Source organism: Lentzea sp. NPDC054927 (genome assembly GCF_053610285.1).
On the sequence record NZ_JBSGXZ010000029.1, the window covers coordinates 35997 to 51757 of the forward strand.

The following is a 15761-nucleotide window of genomic DNA, read 5'->3' on the forward strand; positions in this document are numbered from 1 at the left end:
ACTACCGCACCACCTGGGCTGGAATGCAGTTCTTCCACGTCACCTTGAGCAACGCTTCGCACAGCGAGGGCGCCACGTCCGACGGGAACGGGCCGATCCACACGAACTGGGTGAACCGCGAGTCCTCGGGGACGATGGCGTCGCAGACGTCGTCCCGTCTGGTCAGCAGCGCGGTCTGGCCGCTCAGCGCCGGGTTCGCGCTCTCACGATGCTTCACCCACATCGTTTCGTAGTCCAGCAACACTTTCACGTCCGACGTCTGCATCGAGCCCTCCAGCGAGTGCAGCACGAGGACGGACGAGCCGGGGTCGCAGGGCATGTCGGTGTATTCGAGCTGAGCGGGCTCGTTCGGAGAGGTGGGGAAAGTGCCGGTGCTGACCGACGACGACGGCCGGAACTTGCCACCGATCAGCACGCCGATCACGATGCCGACGACGAGCGGGATGGCTGCCCACAGCACGAGTGTGCGGCGGTTATGTCCACGAGCGAACAACGGCGGGCCAGCATAGCGAGCGCTTTGCACCGGGGGACCGTACGCCACTCCGTGCGGCTGCAACAACGTGGCCTCGCAACGTTTAGTTCTTGTTCGCGCACACCTTGGCAGAACTACCGCGTTCGCCGTTGTAGCCGAACGCCGCGATTTGGTAGCAACGACGCTGTCCGCCGCCGTCTTCGACGACGTACGTGGTGCTGCCCCCGGTCACCCTGGTCACGGCGACCGGTTTCGCACCGGTCACGTCGATCACCACGAACTCGGCCTGGCCGTCGCTCGGGTCGGTCCACTCGAGCTCGATCGCCTTGCCCTGGTACTCCGCGCGTTTGAGGACCGGGACGAATTTCGGGTCGGTGTTGGGGAGCGGGCCCGCGTCGGCGGAATCCGACGTCGGCGCCGGCAGCGTCGTGGTGGCCTCCGGTGACGTCGTGGTCACCGGCTGCCGCGACTGCTGATCGTTGGGGCGGTTGAGCACCATGCCCGCGACGATGCCGCCCGTCACCGCGACCACGGCCAGCAACGCGAGCACCCCGCCGCGCTTGCTCTTGCGCACCGGCGCGGTCATCGGTTCGGCAGGCGGGTGCTCGACGATCGGCAGGTCGACGATCGGCAGCACGGCCACCGGCTGCGGCCGAGGTGATGGCGGCACCAGATCGTGCTGCCGGTAGGTCAGATCCGCGAGCTGTCCCCGCCAGGAATCATCCGGTTCCTCCTGCGGTGCGGGTTCCGGTTCCGGCTCGGGAACGAAACCACGCGGGCCGAACCCGGGAGCCTCGGTCGGGCCGTCCGGGATCTCGTAGACGCGCTCACCCAGCATCGCCGTCGCGTCCGGGTCCACAGAGGACAACGAGTTGCCGGAATTGGCCGCCATCAACGCGTCGCGCAACTCCAGCGCCGAACCGAACCGCTCCGCGCGGTCCTTGCGCAGACAGCGGTTGATCACGGTGGCGAGCCACGGCGGCACGTCGAACCGGGTGAGCGGGCGGGGTTCGCCGGAACTGACCCGGCCGACGTACGAGAGCAGCGTGTCCTCGTCCGGGTTGTCCGAGGCGAACGGCGGCTTGCCCTCCAGCAACGTGAACAGCGTCGAGCCGAGCGACCAGATGTCGTCGGCGAACGACGGCGGGGCGCCCTCCAGCATCTGCGGGGCCGCGTGCCGGTAGCTGACCATCTGCAACGACGCCGAGTGGCCCGCGTCGGCACCGCGGGCGATGCCGAAATCGGCCAGCACGTAGGAAGTGGGCAGCACGAGCACGTTCTGCGGCTTCACGTCGCGATGCAGGATGCCCTGGCCGTGCGCGAACGCCAGCGCGTCCGCCACCGCGATGCCCGCCGCCACCACGTCCGGCACGGGCAACGGGCCCATGGCGCGCAAACGGTCGTGCAGCGAGCCGCGTTCGTAGAACTCCATGACGATGCACGGACGGCCGTCCGGGAGCGTTCCCGTGTCCAGGACCGTGACGATGTGCGGGTGCTGACGGCCGAGCTCGACGGTGATCGCGAGCTCGCGGCGGAACCGGGTCAGCGTCGCCGGGTCGGTCACCTGCAGCACCTTGACCGCGACGTCACGGCCCAGACCGTCCTGCCGGGCGCGGTAGATCGTGCCCTCGCCGCCCTGCGCGATCACGCGGAATCCGCTGTAGCCGGGCAGCGCGATCTCCGGTGCCGAAGCTGCACCGGTAGCGGGCGCCCACGCCATCAGATCGTCTTCCACCAACGAATCCTATCCCGGTGAAGTTGGATCACCGCTGGACATTCGCAGCAGAAGCCGACGAGGTTCGATTCCCGGCGGCCGGACTCAGTCGCCGGCCACCTTCACCTGGAATCCCAACGATTGCAGCATTCCGGTGAGCATCACCCGCGTGTTGTCCTCCGCGCGCTTGAGCAGCTCGGACTGCTTCGCCGCCTCCGTGAGCTTGGCCTCGGCGGCGACGTAGAACCGTTGCTGGTCAGGAGGTCCCGCGAGCGCCTGCAGGTCGTTGATCAGGCCGCGTTGCTGGCTGAAGACGTACGAACGGTCGTGGTGCAGGTTCGGCTTGTCCAGCTGCGGTTTCGGCAGCTTCAGCTCGACCGTCTTGCCGTCCGGTGACAGGATCAGACCGTCGTCCTTCAACGAACCCAGATCCACGAACGCGTTGACGGATCCGGCGGCGACGAACAACGTGCGTTCACCGGCCAGCGCGGCCGGCACCCACTTCACGTCGTTCTCGATGTCCAGCACGACCTGGAACTCACCGGCCGCGGCGTGGTACTGGCTGAGGTCCCGCACCGATTTGAGCATCGCGGGCTGGCTGCGGTCGATGGATTCATCACCGAACGGACTGAACGGGGCGAAGACGAACACCGCCGCGCCGAGGAGAATGAGAACGGCTGCGACCAAGGCTCCACGGGTGACCCAGCGCCTATACACCGCGTTGGAGTACCCGTGAGGTGATGCGCACACACGGTCCGTATGGGCTAATCGACCCGTGCGGAATCAGTCCCGTGTCCACGTGGTTGGCTTTGGACGAGACGCGAATCGATGTTCAGGAGGCGTGCGGTGGACCCGGAGAACCTGTACGAGGTGGACTCGGAGGTGCCGGACCTGACGGGTGCGGTGCTGCTGCACCACTTCGAGGGCTTCATGGACGCCGGCGCCGCGGGCCGACTGCTCGCCGAGCACCTGCTGGAGACCCTGGAGAGCCGCGTCGTCGCGCGGTTCGACATCGACGGCCTGATCGACTACCGCTCGCGCCGCCCGCTGATGACCTACGCGACCGACCACTGGGAGGACTACGCCGCCCCGGAACTGGTCGTGCACCTGCTGTGGGACAGCGCCGGGCACCCGTTCCTGCTGCTCAACGGCCCCGAGCCGGACCGCGGCTGGGAGGCGTTCATCCTCGCCGTGCGTTCGCTCATCGACCGCTGGGGCGTGCGCCTGACCCTCGGCTTCCACGGCATCCCGATGGGTGTGCCGCACACACGGCCGTTGAACGTCATCGGCCACGCCACCCGGCCCGAGCTCGTGTCCGAGTACCAGCCGTTCTTCAACCGCGTGCAGGTGCCGGGCAACGTGTCGGGGCTGCTCGAGTTCCGTCTCGGCCAGGCGGGCCACGACGCGATGGGCTTCGCCGCCCAGGTGCCGCACTACCTGGCGCAGTCCCAGTACCCGACCGCCGCGGTCACGCTGCTCGACGCCGTCGCGCGGGCGACGGGTCTGGCGTTGCCGATCGGGTCGCTCTCCGAGGCCGCGCAGGCCGCGGACGCCGAGATCCACCGGCAGGTCGCGGAGTCGGAGGAGGTCGCCCAGGTGGTCGAAGCGCTCGAGCGGCAGTACGACGCCTTCATCCAGACTGTGGGCAACACCGACCTCCCCAGCGCGGACGAACTGGGCGCCGAGTTCGAACGGTTCCTGGCCGAGCAGCAGCGTCCGCCAGACCTGTAGGAGCGCGTGATGGCCACCTGGGACGACGTGCACAGGATCGCCACCTCCATGCCCGACGTGACGGAGCGGGTGCGGGAGGGCGTCGTCGACTGGCGGGTCAAGGAGAAGCTCTTCGTCTGGGAACGGCCGCTGCGCAAGTCCGACCTGGCCGCGCTGGGTGCCGCCGCGCCCTCGGGACCGATCCTGGCCGCGCGGGTGCCGGACCTGGGCGCCAAGGAGGCGTTGCTGGCCTCCGACGGTTCCGTCTACTTCACCACGCCGCACTTCACCGGGTATCCCGCGATCCTGGTGCGGCTGGAGCACATCGAGGTGGGCGAACTGGAAGAGTTGATCGTCGAGGCCTGGCACGCGCGGGCCCGTCGTCGGTAGAACTGAGGCGCTGGTGCTGGTTTCGTGGATTCTCGAAGTGGCAGAAGGACCGTTGCTGCTCAACGGCGACATGTCCGAGGAGGCCGCGGAGAACACCTGGAGCCTCGGCGTGGGCGTGGACGACTCGCTGGTGGCCGCGGACGTCGTGGCCGCGTTCGAGAAGACCGCCCGGCTGCTGGGCGAGCGGGTGGCCGCGACGGGGAAGACCGCGACGTTCTACGTGTGGCACGACCAGCAGGCAGGGCAGCTGAGGTGCTCGACCACGTCGTTGCCGCTCGACGGTCTGCCGTTCGGGGCGAAGGTGGATCCCGCGGTGCCGCTGACTTCCATCGTGGAGGGGTTCCTCACCGATCCGGGCGGATCGGGCGCCTGGGACGAACTGCACGAGGTGGACGAGATGCCCGAGTTCGTGCTGCCGGTCTGGGCTGTGAAGATCGGCTGATGGAGTTCTTCTGCTACCACCGGGATCGGCCCGGTTCGCTGCCGTTGCGCGAGAAGCTGGGCGAGGAGCACTGGGCCTACATGGACCGGTTCGAGCTGATCGCCCGCGGCCCGACGTTCGCCGGCGAGGTGCTCACCGGCAGCGTGCACGTCGTTGAACTGCCCTCCGTGGCGGACGCACGGGCGTTCGTGTTCGACGAGCCGAACTACCAGGCGGGCGCCTATCGGGACGTGGTGCTGCGCAGGTGGCGCAACGTGCTCGGACGCACGATGTGGGACTTCCCGGGAGGCAGGGAGGGCGGCGGCCACCTGGTGCTCGGGTTCGGGTCCGGGGAGCCGGTGGACCTCGTGCCCGAACGTCTCGACGAGCTGATCGCGTACGGGCCGTTGCTCTCCGACGACGGCACCGCCTGGCTGGGGACGGCCGCGCTGGTCAGGTCCGCGGACCCGCTGTCGGTGCTGACCACCGGCCGGTACGACGCCGTCGAGGTGCACGAGTGGGAGTTCGGCGGCCGGCGTTAGCCGATCTTGGGCTGACTACGCGTAGGTGACGAACCGGTAGTGCAGCCCTGAACTGGACTCCTGCCACTCACCGACGGTGGTCGGTTCCCGCTCGATCGGAGGCGCGTAAGTGTCGCCCTCGAACGTCTCGCGGATCTCGGTCACCTCGACGCGGTCCGCGAACGGCAGCGTGGCCGCGTACACCGCCGAGCCACCCATCACCCACAGGTCGCCGGTGACGTCCGCGAGCGCCTTCTCCAGGCTGTCGAACGTCTCGGCGCCCTCCTGCGGGGTGCGGCTGAGCACCAGGTTGCGGCGGCCCGGCAGCGGGCGGAAGCGGGGCGGCAACGACTCCCAGGTGCGGCGGCCCATCAGGACCGCGGAGCCCGCGGTGATCTCCCGGAAGTGCTTCATGTCCTCCGGGATGCGCCACGGGATGGCGTTGTCGCGGCCGATGACGCGGTTGGCCGCCTGCGCCCAGATCAGGCCGATCACACCGCCACCGGCGCCTTGATGCCGGGATGCGGGTCGTAGCCCTCGATCGTGAAGTCCTCGTAGGAGTAGTCGAACAACGACGCGGCGGGAGCCATCTTCAGCGTGGGGAACTCGCGGGCATCCCGGCTGAGCTGCAACTCCACCTGCTCGACGTGGTTGTCGTAGATGTGGCAGTCGCCGCCGGTCCAGATGAAGTCGCCGACGCCGAGCCCGGTCTGCGCGGCGATCATGTGCGTCAGCAGGGCGTAGGAGGCGATGTTGAACGGCACACCGAGGAACAGGTCCGCGCTGCGCTGGTAGAGCTGGCAGGAGAGCTTGCCGTCGGCCACGTAGAACTGGAAGAACGCGTGGCACGGCGGCAGGGCCATGTTCGCGATCTCGCCGACGTTCCAGGCGGACACGATGATGCGGCGCGAGTCCGGGTTCGTCGTCAACGTCTTGAGGACGTCCGCGATCTGGTCGACGTGACCGCCGTCCGGGGTCGGCCACGAGCGCCACTGCACGCCGTAGACCGGGCCGAGCTCACCTTCGGGAGAGGCCCACTCGTCCCAGATGGACACCCCGTGTTCCCGCAGCCACTTCACGTTGCTGTCGCCGCGCAGGAACCACAGCAGCTCGTAGGCGATCGACTTGAAGTGCACCCGCTTGGTCGTGATCAGCGGGAAACCCGCGGCGAGCGGGTAGCGCAGCTGGTGGCCGAAGATCGACCGCGTGCCGGTGCCGGTGCGGTCCTCCTTGCGCACGCCCTCTTTGAGGACGTGGCGGAGCAGGTCTTCGTACTGCGTGTCGGGCATGAACGCACCCTAACTCCAGCGGTTGAACGAAGTCAGCTCCGCCACGTCGCGTCGCACGGCCACGGAGAACTTCCCGGCGGGGTGGCCGAGCGGCACCATCGCGGCGATCTCCCACCTGTCCGGCACGCCGAGCAGCTCCAGCGTCTCGGCCTGATGCACCCTGATGACCGTGGTCAGCGTGGTGCCCAGGCCCAGCGCGCGGGCCGCCACGCAGAAGTTCTGCACGGCCGGGTAGACCGAGGCGTGCACCGGTCCGATGTCGATGCCCTGCACCAGCGACGGCAGGCGCGGCATGAGGAAGAACACGATCACCGGCACGGACGCCAGGTGGTCGGCGAGGTGGTTCGCGGAACGTCCGATGCGCACGCCGACCGCGTCGGTGCGTTCGGGCGCTACCTCGGTGTAGCGGGTGAACGCGCTGCGGTACAGCCTCCCCACCTCGGCGCGCAGGCCGGGATCGGTGACGACCAGGTAGCGCGTCGGCTGGACGTTGCCGCCGGACGGGGCCTGCTGGGCCGCGCGCAGACACGTCCACAGGTCGTCGTCCGCGACGGGCTCGCCGGTGAACCGGCGGATCGCCCGCGTGGTCATGATCGCTTCGAGCGCGTCCATCAGAATCTCGTCATGTCCGGGCCGAGCCCCAGCTTGAGCATCGAGTAAGTCTCCAGCATCCGCCGCGACACCACGGTGTGCTGAGCCGCCACGTGCACATCGCGCAGGCAGCGCTGCAACGGCGAAGACTCGAAGACCGAGCTGCCGCCACCCGCCGCGAACGCCTTCTGGCTCACCTCGGTGGCCTCACCCGCGGCGAACGAACAGGCCAGCCGCAGCCGCGCCTTCACCGGATCCGGTGAAGGTTCGCCGTTCACCGCGTGGTCCCAGGCCGTGCTCAGCGCCTCGTGCAGGAACGCGGCCGCCCCCGACAGCCTCGCCTCCATCAGCGCGATCTCGATCTGCACGCCGGTCTGCTCGGCGAGGCGGGTCGTGGCGTACTGCGGGGTCTTCTCGGCCGCCAGCGCCTCGATCTCGTCGATCGCGCGGCGGGCCACGCCCAGGCACACGGACGCGACGCCCACGGCCAGGAAGCTGAAGTACGGGAAGACGGTGATCGGGCCCTCGATGCCGGGAGTGGTTCCGATGGGCCACACCGCGCGGCGGGCCGGCAGGAACGCGTCGGCGACGGAGAACTCATGTGAGCTGGTCGCGCGCAGGCCGGCGGCGTGCCAGGTGTCGTGGATCGTCACGTCCTCACGCGGGTACACGGCCAGACGCGGGCCTTCTGGCGTGAAGGCGCCGCCGATGACCCACGATGCGTGCGTGACAGCGCTGCCCCAGCCCCAACGGCCGGTCACGCGGTAACCGCCGTCGGTCGCGACCGCCTTCCCCATCGGTGCCGCGGTACCCGCGATCAACGCGCGCGGGTCGCCGAATACCTCGTCGGCGGCTTCCTGCGGCAGGTACCAGGCCAGCGACGACGAGATGGTGGTCGTCATCGCGGTCCAGCCGGTCGAGGCGTCGGACCGCGACAGCTCCTGGACCTCGCGGCTCCACTCGGGCAGGCCGAGCTCGGCCCCGCCGTAGCGCTTCGGGGCGATCAGGCGGTGCACGCCGTTGTCGACGAGCGCGGTCACCACCGGTTCGGTGAGAGCGCGCTGTCGCTCGGCCAACGGCGCCTCGGCGCGGATCAGGGCGTGGAGATCCATGCGCGGGATCTTGCTGGACCCGCTACAGCTTGGCGAGCGCCTCAACGAGTGGCTTGAGCTCCGGAACGCCCTCGGCCTCCGCCAGCGACGCGGTGAGCACCTCGTCGTGGGTCGGGCGGGCGAGCGCGAGCAGGTCGTGGCCCTTGTCGGTGACCTCGGTGTAGATGCCGCGGCGGTCCGTCGGGCACAGGTAGCGCGCCAGCAGACCGCGGTCCTCGAGCCGCGTGACCAGGCGTGTTGTGGCCGACTGACTGAGCACCACGGCGTTGGACAGCTGGTTCATCCGAAGGTGGAACCCGTCCTGGCGATTGAGGACGTCCAGAACGGTGTACTCGCTGACGGAGAGTTCGTGCGCCTTCTGCAGAGCTCTCTCGAGGCGGTCCTCGATGCGCGCGTGCAACGCCGCGAGCGTGCGCCAGCCCTGCGCGCGCGCCTGGACGGCGTCGTCGTCCAGTGACATAGGTCAATCCCTCTCGAATAGACAGCGTCTGCAACTATTGCGTACGCTTGTAATCGTCTTCAACAAGTCTAGCGGGGAGAGACATGGATCTGTCGGGACGCACGGCACTTGTGACGGGCTCCACCGCGGGCATCGGCTTCGCCACGGCGGAAGGCCTGCTCAAGGCGGGTGCCGCGGTCGTGGTCAGCGGCCGCGGCGAGGAGCGCGTGGCCGAGGCGGTCGGCAAGCTGAGTGCCCACGGTGACGTGCGCGGTGTCGCGGCGGACATCTCGACCGCCGAGGGCGCCGCCTCGCTGATCAGCCAGGTGCCCGACGTGGACGTGCTGGTCAACAACCTGGGCATCTACGGCGCGCAGCCGGTGTTCGAGATCGACGACGCCGAGTGGCAGCGCTACTTCGACACCAACGTCATGTCCGGCGTACGGCTCTCGCGGCACTACACGCCGCGCATGGTCGAGCGCGGCTGGGGCCGGGTGATCTTCGTGAGCAGCGAGTCGTCCGTCTTCACGCCGACCGAGATGGTCCATTACGGCATGACGAAGACCGCGCAGCTCGCCATCGCGCGCGGCATGGCCCAGTCCGTGAAGGGCACCGGCGTCACGGTGAACTCCGTGCTGCCGGGCCCGACGCTCACGCCGGGCGTGGAGGAGTTCATCCGCGACCGCGTCGGCGAGGGCGGCGAGGCGGAGTTCGTCCGCACCGAACGCCCCACCTTGTTGCTGGGCCGCCTGATCCGCCCCCACGAGGTCGCGAACCTCATCACCTACGTCGCGTCGGACCTGTCGTCCGCGACGACCGGAGCCGCGTTGCGCGTCGACGACGGCACCGCTCCGACGCTGATCCCTTAAGTACTACTGGTAAGGATCTGTTTTGAACATCGTGCAGCTCAACAACGGCGTTTCCATGCCCCAGCTCGGTTTCGGCGTCTGGCAGGTGCCGGACGCGGAGGCCACGCCCGCCGTCGCGGAGGCGTTGAAGGCGGGCTACCGCAGCATCGACACCGCCGCTGCCTACGGCAACGAGGCCGGCACGGGTGCGGCGATCGCGCAGTCCGGTGTGGACCGTGACGACGTCTTCGTCACCACCAAGCTGTGGAACGACGACCACGGCTACGACAACACGTTGCGCGCGTTCGACGCGTCGCTGAAGAAGCTCGCGCTCGACACACTCGACCTGTACCTGATCCACTGGCCGACGCCTGCCCGCGACAACTACGTCGACACCTGGAAGGCGTTCGTGGAGCTGCAGAAGGAGGGGCGCGTCCGTGCGATCGGCGTCTCCAACTTCCAGCCCGCGCACCTTCAGCGGCTGATCGACGAGACCGGCGTCGTGCCGGCGGTCAACCAGATCGAGCTGCACCCGTACCTGCAGCAGGGCGAGGTGCGCGCGTTCCACGCCGAGCACGGCATCCAGACCGAGGCCTGGTCCCCGCTCGGCCAGGGCGGCGAGCTGCTCTCCGACCCGGTGGTCACGAAGATCGCGCTGGCCCACGGCAAGTCCCCGGCCCAGGTCGTGCTGCGCTGGCACCTGCAGATCGGCAACGTCGTGATCCCGAAGTCCGTGACGCCGTCCCGGATCAAGGAGAACATCGACGTGTTCGACTTCTCGCTCGCGTCCGACGAGATCGAGGCGCTGTCCACGCTGGACCGCGGCGGCCGCATCGGCCCGAACCCGGACGAGCTCAACTAGGCGCGTCGCATGCGGAGGTAGGCCCAGCCGGTGAGCGCGGCCGACATCGCGGTCAGGACCAGACCGCCCAGCGCGACAGCTGTCTCGAACTGGGCGGTCTGAGCCGCGCTCCAGTCCGGTTGCGCGATGCCGCCGGAGAACAACACCGCGAGCACCGTGCCGCTGACGGCGACACCCGCGGCAGCGGTGACCTGGGAAGCGGTGTCGACGAGGGCCGCGCCGATCGAGGTGCGGTTCTCCGGCAGGCCTTTGAGCACGTTGACGCCCGCGACGACACCGACGACGCGAATGCCTGCCGCGACCAGCACCAGGGCGAGCGCGACAGGTGCGTAACCGAGGCGGCCCAGCACGGCGTACACCGCGAGTCCGGCGACGACGGCGGCCGCACCGAGTGCCACGGCGCGGTTGAGGCCGGCCCAGCGCACGAACCGGTTGGCCAGTGGACCTCCGGCGATCAGCACGACGACCTGCGGCAGCATCCCGGCCGCGGCGAGCGCGGGGGACCAGCCCCAGTCGAGCTGCAGCTGGAGCGTCACCAGGTAGGTGAGGCCGGCGGCGGCCAGTCCGGTCGCGGCCTTGTACGCGAGACCGCTCGCGACCAGCGGACGGGCGACGAGGCCGAGGTCGAGCAACGGATGGCTGGCCGTGCGTGCGCGGACCACGTAAAGAACCGCGGCCACGACCGTGAGCGCGCCGGCAGCCCACGGCAGCCATGAACGCGGGCCCTGCTCGACGAACAACGTCGGCACGACCAGGGCCAGCACGATCGTCGCGGTGCCGAGGAACCCGCCGAGGAAGTCCGCCGGGTCGCGGTGCGGTTCGGTGTCGGCACCGATGCCGCGGGCGATGCCGAGGAACGCGAGCGCCGCGATCGGGACGTTCACGAGCAGCAACACCTGCCACGGCGCGAACGTCAGCACGAAACCACCGAGCGGCGGCCCGATCGCCAGGCCGACCAGGCCCACGGTGGAGATGAGCGTCATCGCGCGGACGCGCAGGTCGTCGTTCTGGAACAGCCGGAACGCCAGTGCGATCGAACCGGGAGTGGTCATCGCCGCCGCGACGCCCATCGCCGAACGGACCACGATCAGCCCGTCCACGCTGGTCACGAACGCGGTCGCCAGGCTCGCGAGACCGAGTAGGACCAGCCCGGCGAGCATGACGCGCCGGCGGCCGACCCGGTCGGCCACGGCGCCGAACACCAGCATCAGGCCGCCGAACACGACCGCGTAGGAGTTCGACACCCACTGCAGGGCGGTCGTGGAGGCGTGCAGGTCGCGGCCGATCGTGGGCAGCGCGACGCTGAGGATCGAGTTGTCGAGCATCTCGAACAGGAACACCGCGGAGAGCCCGGTCAGGGCCACCCACGCTGCTCGGAGCGAGCCAGGGGCCCGGATGAGTGGGGAAGTAGTCACGAACACTGTTCTACTCGCGAACACCGTTCGAGTCAACTGGTAGGATGAGGGCATGAAGCGGAAGAGCTCACGCGACGAGTGGGCGTCCCAGATCGCGGCGCTGGAGCAGGACGCACCGGCGGCACGCAAGGAACCGATCACGGTCGACCGCATCCTCGGCACGGCGTTGCGCCTGGTCGAGACCGAGGGCTTCGACGCGCTGACCATGCGCCGCGTCGCCGCCGCGCTGGACACCGGCCCCGCCTCGCTCTACGCGCACGTGCGCAACAAGGCCGAACTGGACGACCTGCTGATCGGCACCCTCAGCCGGGGCGTGACGCTGCCCGCACCCGACGCCGCACGGTGGCGCGAGCAGACCCTCGACGTCTGTGCCCAGCTGCGGGACCAGTTCCTGCGCTATCCGGGCATCGCCCGCGCCGCGCTGTCCGCCGCGCCTGCCAACCTCGACACGCTGCGGATCACCGAGGGCATGCTCGCGATCCTGCTGACGGGTGGCGTGTCACCGCAGGAGGCGGCATGGGCGATCGACGCGATGTTGTTGTACGTCAGCGCGTACACGTACGAGGCGTCGCTGCGCCGGCATCCGGACCACGACGAGGACGCCCGCGTCGTCGACCGCGAGGAGATGCTCGCGCGGCTGCGCATGCTGCCGGTGAGCCGTTTCCCGCACACCGTCGAGCACGCCGACAAGCTGAACGCGGGGGAGAAGCACGAACGGTTCGACTTCGCGCTGCGCTTGTTGCTGAACGGCCTCCCCGCCTGAACAAGCACGGACCGTGAAATACGAAGCCCCGGCCCGCTCGATGCGGTCCGGGGCTTCGCCGGCGACGGGCCTCGCCTCTCTAGGCCCGCATGACTGTGGCGATCGGGATCCTCGCCGCGCGGATGGCCGGGATGAGGCCACCCAGCACACCGGCGATCAGACCCGCGATCACACCCGCGACACCGGCCTCCCACGGGAAAGTGGTGCCCTGCAACGACGGGAAGCGGCCGCCGAACATCATCAGCGCGACCTGCAGGCCCGCCGCGCCCGCGCCGATCGCCAGTGCGGCGGTCAGCAGGCCGGTCAGCAGCGTCTCGGCGAGCACGATGCCCGCGAGCAGCAGGCGGGACATGCCCACCGCGCGCCGCAGCGCGAACTCCTCGACGCGTTCGCCGACGGTGGCGAGGCCGACGTTCAGGATGCCCGCGACACCGATCAGCAGCACCATGAACGCCATGCCGAGGAAGATCAGGCGCATGATCCGCAGCTCGGACTCCATGCGCTCCTTGGACTTCACCGTCTGGAAGTGCAGCTGGTCCTGCGGGATGCCGGCACCGACGAGCTTGGCCTTGAGCAGCTGCTGCAGTTCGTCGGAACCCGGCTGCAGGTAGAGCTCGAGCTGGGTGCCGCCGCGGAACTTGTTGGCGTCGCTGGTCCCCGTCGCCGACGGCATCCACGTGCGCAGCTCGTCGAGGCGCATGTAGATCCGCGGCTGCATGTTGCCGTCCTGCACCACGCCGATGATCTGCGGCGACACGTGGTGGGTGGCGCCGTCGATCATCATCTCGCCGGGGACGCGGTACTGCCGCAGGCCCTTGGCTGCTTCCTCGTTCAGCACGATCCGGGGCGCGAGCGACGGCGCGGAGCCGAAGTCGAGCCAGGTGCCAGAGACCGGGCGGAACGGCTTGAACGGACGGATGTCACCGGTCAGCGCGACCATGCTGACCTCGATCGCCTGGCCGTCCGGCTTCTTCTCCGGCGCCTTCTGCTCCTGGCAGACGCCGCTGGAGTCGCAGTACATCATCGGGCCGTTGTAGCCGCCCTGACCCGCGTACTCGAACGGCATGCCGCCCTCGTTGATCGGCCGCACGCCCGGCTCGCCGATGATCGCCTGCGAGCTGATCATCGCGACCGCGTCGGAGCGGCCCTTCAGCGAAGCCTCGACGATGCCCGGCGCGCCCTTCTCGCCGGGGATGTAGCCCATGATCGTGCCGTCCTTGCCGGACTGCAGCTCCACGTCGGTGAGCATCGCGCGTTCGGCGATCTCGGACCCCGCCTGCACCGCCACGACCGCGAGCACGCCGAGGAACAGCGACACCATCGACAGGAACGTGCGCAGTTTGCGGGCGCGGATGCCCTGTCCGCCGATGACCAGGGCGGACCGCAACTTGCCGGAGAACATCAGTTGAACCGCCCGTCGCGGAGCTCCAGCACGCGGCCCATCTTGCGCGCGTGGTCGTGGTCGTGCGTGACCAGCACGAGGCCGCAGCCCTGCATGGTCGTGTTGAGCAGCACCTCGACGACGAGGTTGCCGGTCTCGGTGTCGAGCGCGCCGGTCGGTTCGTCGGCGAGGATGATCCGCGGCTGCCGGACGAGCGCGCGGGCGATCGCAACGCGCTGCTGCTCACCGCCGGAAAGCCTGGTGGGCTTGGACTTCGCGAGGTGCGCGATGCCGACCTGGTCCAGTGCCTCCATGACCTGCTGCTTGCGCTTGCGGCGCGCTGACCAGCCCTGGCCGTTCACCAGCGCCATCGCCACGTTCTGCGCCGCGGTGAGGTGCTTGAGCAGGAAGAAGCGCTGGAACACGAACCCGAACTCCGCGCTGCGCAGCGCCGCCGCCCTGCGCTCGGGGAGCTTGGTGATGTCGTTGCCGTGCAGGAGGTACTGGCCCTCGTCCGCGCGGTCGAAGAGCCCGATCAGGCTCAGCAGCGTCGACTTGCCGGAACCGGAGCGGCCGAGGATCGCCACGCTCTGTCCAGGAAGGACGGTGAAGTCCACACCGGACAGGATCGTGCGCGGTTCTCCTTGTCCCTTCAGTACTTTGGTGAGGCCGTTGAGCTGGATCAGCGGCTGCTGCACCTGGACCTGCTGCACCTGGGGCTGGGTCACGTCCGGGGTCATCACGGTCCCGTCGGCTTCTGCTGCGGGTCGCCGCCCTGCTGCTGGCCCTCTGGCAGGTTCGGGCCCGGCACTGCCAGTTCCTCGTCACCGGTGAGACCCGACTTGATCTCGACGACCTTGCCGTCGGTGAGACCCAAAGTCACGTCGATCGTCCGGCGCGAGCCGTCCGGCTGGATCACGTCGACCTTGCCCTTGCCCTGCGTGCCTGCCACGGCCTCGACCGGAACGACCAGCGCCTGCGCGGCCTTGCCGGTGGTGACCTCGATCGACGCGGTGGCGCCGTTGATCATCTGCACGTCCGCGCCGCCGGTGCACACGATGCGCAGTCCGGTCGACGCACTGGGCTGCTGCGGCTGGTCGGGCTGCTTGGGCTGTTGCTGCTGGCCCGTGGTCTCGGTCTTGGGGTCCGGCGTGTCCTTGGGCTTCTCCGGGATGGTGGCCTGCGGCAGCGCGGCGATGGTGCCGAGCACGGTGCACGGGAACGGGCCGGGGCCGTTCTTGATCTGCGCCGTCACGTCCGTGAGCGCACCGCTGATCTTGTACGCCTGCGCGCCGTCGATGTCGCCGACCAGCGCGTATCCGACGTGCTTGGCCGAGGCGAGCGGCATGCCCGCGGTCACCGTGGCCTTGTCGTCGACGAGCCTGCCGCCGAACGTGGCACCGGCCGGGATCTCGACGTAGTTCGGCGCCCCGTCCTTCCACACCGTCGCGACCCGGACGGGCTTGGTCGGCGTGCCGTTGGGCGGCGAGATCTCGAAGAACCGCACCTGACCCGCGACCGGCGCGACGAGCCCGAACGTCGGGTTCATCTCGACCTTGCCGTTGATGCTCAGCTTGGTCGTCAGGTCCTGCTTGGTCGGCTTGACCTTCGTCATCGTCGTACCGCGCGGTGCCAGCTCCGGATTGGTCTGGTCCGGACCTGACGGACTGCACGCCGCCACGGCTACCGTGACCAGCGCGCACAGCGGCGCGAGAAGAATTTTGCGCACGAATGTCCCCCATGTCGTTTCGACCAACCTACCGATAAGGACACCTGATGGGCCGGGGAGGTTGCATCGGACTTTCGGCCGATGTGGCATCGACCTGGTGGCCA

The 15761-nt window shown here is 69.2% G+C and carries 19 protein-coding genes; 7 read left to right on the forward strand and 12 right to left on the reverse strand.

Annotation, left to right across the window (positions count from 1 at the left end; all coding sequences use genetic code 11):
• Position 1 precedes the first annotated feature (1 nt).
• The 3 genes from ACWGE0_RS30415 to ACWGE0_RS30425 all read right to left on the reverse strand — a co-directional run bounded on the left by ACWGE0_RS30415 (position 2) and on the right by ACWGE0_RS30425 (position 2873).
• Positions 2–523, reverse strand: a complete 522-nt coding sequence (locus ACWGE0_RS30415; protein WP_452264331.1) for a hypothetical protein — start codon at positions 521–523, stop codon at positions 2–4.
• A gap of 52 nt (positions 524–575) precedes the next feature.
• Positions 576–2207, reverse strand: a complete 1632-nt coding sequence (locus ACWGE0_RS30420; protein ID WP_452264332.1) for a serine/threonine-protein kinase — start codon at positions 2205–2207, stop codon at positions 576–578.
• 84 nt (positions 2208–2291) lie between these two features.
• Complete coding sequence (locus ACWGE0_RS30425; protein ID WP_452264333.1) at positions 2292–2873, reverse strand: DUF4230 domain-containing protein; 582 nt, start codon at positions 2871–2873, stop codon at positions 2292–2294.
• A gap of 141 nt (positions 2874–3014) precedes the next feature.
• On the opposite strand from ACWGE0_RS30425, the gene ACWGE0_RS30430 reads away from it, so the two are divergent.
• Genes ACWGE0_RS30430 through ACWGE0_RS30445 form a run of 4 tightly spaced genes read left to right on the forward strand, consistent with a single transcriptional unit; the run spans position 3015 to position 5249 of the window.
• The gene (locus ACWGE0_RS30430; RefSeq protein ID WP_452264334.1) at positions 3015–3917 is read left to right on the forward strand and encodes a proteasome assembly chaperone family protein; all 903 of its coding nucleotides are present in this window, start codon (positions 3015–3017) and stop codon (positions 3915–3917) included.
• A gap of 9 nt (positions 3918–3926) precedes the next feature.
• Positions 3927–4286: an MmcQ/YjbR family DNA-binding protein gene (locus ACWGE0_RS30435; RefSeq protein ID WP_319965727.1), complete on the forward strand. Its 360-nt coding sequence runs from the start codon at positions 3927–3929 to the stop codon at positions 4284–4286.
• Between the two features lie 37 nt (positions 4287–4323).
• Positions 4324–4728 carry a hypothetical protein gene (locus tag ACWGE0_RS30440; protein ID WP_452264335.1) on the forward strand — a complete coding sequence of 135 codons (405 nt, stop codon included), beginning with the start codon at positions 4324–4326 and terminating at the stop codon, positions 4726–4728.
• Positions 4728–5249, forward strand: a complete 522-nt coding sequence (locus ACWGE0_RS30445) for a YciI family protein (protein ID WP_452264336.1) — start codon at positions 4728–4730, stop codon at positions 5247–5249. Before ACWGE0_RS30440 ends, ACWGE0_RS30445 begins: the two co-directional genes overlap by 1 nt.
• Positions 5250–5264: 15 nt before the next feature.
• Here ACWGE0_RS30445 and ACWGE0_RS30450 read toward each other — a convergent pair whose 3' ends face one another.
• The 5 genes from ACWGE0_RS30450 to ACWGE0_RS30470 are packed head-to-tail and all read right to left on the reverse strand — an operon-like array spanning position 5265 to position 8680.
• Positions 5265–5723, reverse strand: coding sequence for a dihydrofolate reductase (locus tag ACWGE0_RS30450; protein ID WP_452264337.1), 459 nt, complete (start codon positions 5721–5723; stop codon positions 5265–5267).
• Positions 5720–6517: a thymidylate synthase gene (locus ACWGE0_RS30455; protein WP_452264338.1), complete on the reverse strand. Its 798-nt coding sequence runs from the start codon at positions 6515–6517 to the stop codon at positions 5720–5722. Before ACWGE0_RS30455 ends, ACWGE0_RS30450 begins: the two co-directional genes overlap by 4 nt.
• 9 nt (positions 6518–6526) lie before the next feature.
• Positions 6527–7129 carry a nitroreductase family protein gene (locus ACWGE0_RS30460; RefSeq protein ID WP_452264339.1) on the reverse strand — a complete coding sequence of 201 codons (603 nt, stop codon included), beginning with the start codon at positions 7127–7129 and terminating at the stop codon, positions 6527–6529.
• A complete protein-coding gene (locus ACWGE0_RS30465) occupies positions 7129–8220 on the reverse strand; it encodes an acyl-CoA dehydrogenase family protein (protein ID WP_452264340.1) in 1092 nt (363 codons plus the stop codon). Before ACWGE0_RS30465 ends, ACWGE0_RS30460 begins: the two co-directional genes overlap by 1 nt.
• Before the next feature lie 22 nt (positions 8221–8242).
• Complete coding sequence (locus ACWGE0_RS30470; RefSeq protein WP_452264341.1) at positions 8243–8680, reverse strand: MarR family winged helix-turn-helix transcriptional regulator; 438 nt, start codon at positions 8678–8680, stop codon at positions 8243–8245.
• A gap of 83 nt (positions 8681–8763) precedes the next feature.
• Between ACWGE0_RS30470 and ACWGE0_RS30475 the strand changes: the two genes are divergently transcribed.
• Positions 8764–9528 carry an SDR family NAD(P)-dependent oxidoreductase gene (locus ACWGE0_RS30475; protein ID WP_452264342.1) on the forward strand — a complete coding sequence of 255 codons (765 nt, stop codon included), beginning with the start codon at positions 8764–8766 and terminating at the stop codon, positions 9526–9528.
• Positions 9529–9583: 55 nt separating this feature from the next.
• A complete protein-coding gene (locus ACWGE0_RS30480) occupies positions 9584–10369 on the forward strand; it encodes an aldo/keto reductase (RefSeq protein WP_452264401.1) in 786 nt (261 codons plus the stop codon).
• Here the strand turns inward: ACWGE0_RS30480 and ACWGE0_RS30485 are convergent.
• Complete coding sequence (locus ACWGE0_RS30485; protein ID WP_452264343.1) at positions 10366–11733, reverse strand: MFS transporter; 1368 nt, start codon at positions 11731–11733, stop codon at positions 10366–10368. The two genes, ACWGE0_RS30480 and ACWGE0_RS30485, sit on opposite strands and share 4 nt — an antisense overlap.
• Before the next feature lie 103 nt (positions 11734–11836).
• On the opposite strand from ACWGE0_RS30485, the gene ACWGE0_RS30490 reads away from it, so the two are divergent.
• The gene (locus ACWGE0_RS30490) at positions 11837–12547 is read left to right on the forward strand and encodes a TetR/AcrR family transcriptional regulator (protein ID WP_452264344.1); all 711 of its coding nucleotides are present in this window, start codon (positions 11837–11839) and stop codon (positions 12545–12547) included.
• Between the two features lie 79 nt (positions 12548–12626).
• Here the strand turns inward: ACWGE0_RS30490 and ACWGE0_RS30495 are convergent, their stop codons facing one another.
• The 3 genes from ACWGE0_RS30495 to ACWGE0_RS30505 are packed head-to-tail and all read right to left on the reverse strand — an operon-like array spanning position 12627 to position 15657.
• Positions 12627–13949, reverse strand: coding sequence for an ABC transporter permease (locus tag ACWGE0_RS30495; protein WP_452264345.1), 1323 nt, complete (start codon positions 13947–13949; stop codon positions 12627–12629).
• Positions 13949–14668 carry an ABC transporter ATP-binding protein gene (locus ACWGE0_RS30500; protein WP_452264346.1) on the reverse strand — a complete coding sequence of 240 codons (720 nt, stop codon included), beginning with the start codon at positions 14666–14668 and terminating at the stop codon, positions 13949–13951. Before ACWGE0_RS30500 ends, ACWGE0_RS30495 begins: the two co-directional genes overlap by 1 nt.
• A complete protein-coding gene (locus ACWGE0_RS30505; protein WP_452264347.1) occupies positions 14668–15657 on the reverse strand; it encodes an efflux RND transporter periplasmic adaptor subunit in 990 nt (329 codons plus the stop codon). Before ACWGE0_RS30505 ends, ACWGE0_RS30500 begins: the two co-directional genes overlap by 1 nt.
• Between the last annotated feature and the right edge of the window lie 104 nt (positions 15658–15761).